The 2,291-nt window shown below is 71.8% G+C and carries 1 protein-coding gene; it reads left to right on the top strand.

Annotation, left to right across the window (positions count from 1 at the left end):
• A partial coding sequence (locus Q8Q85_12540; GenBank protein MDP3775084.1) for an SLBB domain-containing protein occupies nucleotides 1-2,291 on the top strand: 2,291 nt, incomplete at both ends.

The following is a 2,291-nucleotide window of genomic DNA, read 5'->3' on the forward strand; positions in this document are numbered from 1 at the left end:
CGGCCGCCGGGCGTCACCGACCAGCAGATCCAGCAGGGCATCGAGCAGCGCGGCCTCGGCGATCAGCTGCGCCAGCGCATCCAGCAGAGCGGCATGACGCCCGACCAGATCCGGGCGCGGCTCCGGGCGGCGGGCTACTCCGATAACCTCATTGACTCCTACCTCGGCCAGGCGACGCCCGGCCAGGCCACGCCCGCACCGACGGTGGACATGCTGCGCGCCGCCGCGGCCCTCGGCTTCGCGGACTTCGCGCTCGCCGACACGTTGCGGGCGCCGCGCGACTCGCTGATCATGTCGCGGGCCGACTCGTTCCTGCTCGACACGCTGGGCTTCGTGGCAGGCCAGGACTCCATCCCGACGCGGCGCGACGAGTTTGGCGCGTTGCGCGTGGACACGGCCGGTGTGCGGGTCATGGCCGAGCGGCTGAGGCGGGCAAGGATCTTCGGTCTCGACGTGTTCCGGCGGACCACCAACCAGTTCGCGCCGGTGACGAGCGGGCCGGTGGATCCGGAGTACCGCATCGGCCCGGGGGACGACCTGGCGCTGATCCTGACCGGGGACGTCGAGCTGGCGCACCAGCTGCCGGTCTCCCGCGAGGGATTCGTGGTGGTCCCGCAGGTGGGGCAGATCCAGGTAGCCAATCTCACGATGGGGCAGCTCAGGTCCCTGCTCTACGCCCGGCTGGGCCGCGTGTATTCGGGCGTGAGGCGGGGGCCGAACGCGACCACGCAGTTCGATCTCACGGTCTCGCGGGTCAGGGTCAACCAGATCTTCGTCACGGGCGACGTGGTCCGGCCGGGCGCGTACGCCGTGAGCGCGCTCGGCACCGTGATGAACGCGCTCTACCAGGCGGGCGGGCCGACGGAGCGCGGCGGGTTCCGGCGGATCCGGGTGATGCGGAGCGGCGAGGCGGTGGACACGCTGGACGTGTACGACTACCTCCTGAACGGCAACACGCGGGGCGACATCCGGCTGGAGAGCGGCGACGTGGTGTTCGTGCCGCCGCACGGGCCGCGGGTGACGCTCGAGGGCCCGGTGCTGCGGCCGGCGATCTACGAGCTGGCGCCCGGCCAGGGGCTCAAGGAGCTGATCCAGATGGCGGGCGGGCTCCTGCCCGAGGCGTACACGGGCCGGGCCAACATCGAGCGCGTGCTGCCGCCGGATCAGCGCCTGCCGGACGGCCGGGACCGGACGGCGCTGGACGTGGACCTGGGTGCGGCGCTGCGCGCGGGCGCGCCGCCGGTCGTGCTGGCCGGGAACGACCGGCTGCGGGTGTTCTCCGTGACGCGGCCGGTGCGCAACCGCGTGCTCCTGAGCGGCAACGTGTGGCGCCCCGGCACCTACGAGCTCCAGTCCGGGATGACGCTGTCCCAGGCCATCGCTGCGGCGAGCGGGCTCAAGACCGACACCTACGCGGGCCGGGCGCACATCCTGCGGCTGATGCCTGATTCGACGCGGCGGCTGCTCGCGGTGGACCTCAGCCAGATCGTGGACGCCGCGGCCATGTCCGGCGGCGCGGGCACCGGGGCGAGTCGCCCGATGTCGCGCGCGGGTGCGGACCCCGAACTCCGGGAGTTCGACGAGATCACGATTTACTCGCGCACCGAGTTTCGGCCGTACCGTCAGATCGCCGTCTACGGGAGTGTTCAGCGGCCGGGGCTGTACACGTTCCGTGATTCGATGTCGCTGCGCGACGCCGTGATCATGGCCGGCGGGCTGCGGGACGACGCGTACCTGCTCGAGGCGGAGATCGCGCGGATCCCGGAAACTCGTCGCGGCGGCGAGCTGGCGACGATCCAGCGGGTGCCGCTCGACTCCACGTACGTGGTGGATCCCACGGGGTACCTCCGGCGGGAAACGCCGGCCCGCGGCGCGGAGCACCAGCTCCAGCCGTACGACAACGTGTTCATCCGACGGGTGCCGGGGTTCGAGCTACAGCGCAACGTGGTGCTCTCGGGCGAGGTTCGTTTCCCGGGCCGCTACACGCTCACCAACCGTGAGGAGCGGCTGGGCGACCTCATCACGCGAGCGGGCGGCGTAACGGACGCGGCTTACGTGCGGGGGGCGCAGTTCTACCGCACCCAAGGCAACCTGGGCCGCGTGGGCATCGACTTCGAACGCGTGCTGCGCGACCCCAGCTTCCGCGACAACATGATTCTCTTCGCCGGCGACTCGCTGTTCGTGCCGGAGTACCAGCCGACGGTGAGGGTCGAGGGAGAGGTAAACAGCCCGGTGACGGTGGCGTACCGGCCGGGGGCGGGCGTGGGCTACTACGTGGATGCGGCGGGCGG

It is taken from the genome of Gemmatimonadales bacterium (genome assembly GCA_030697825.1).
Lineage (GTDB): Bacteria > Gemmatimonadota > Gemmatimonadetes > Gemmatimonadales > JACORV01 > JACORV01.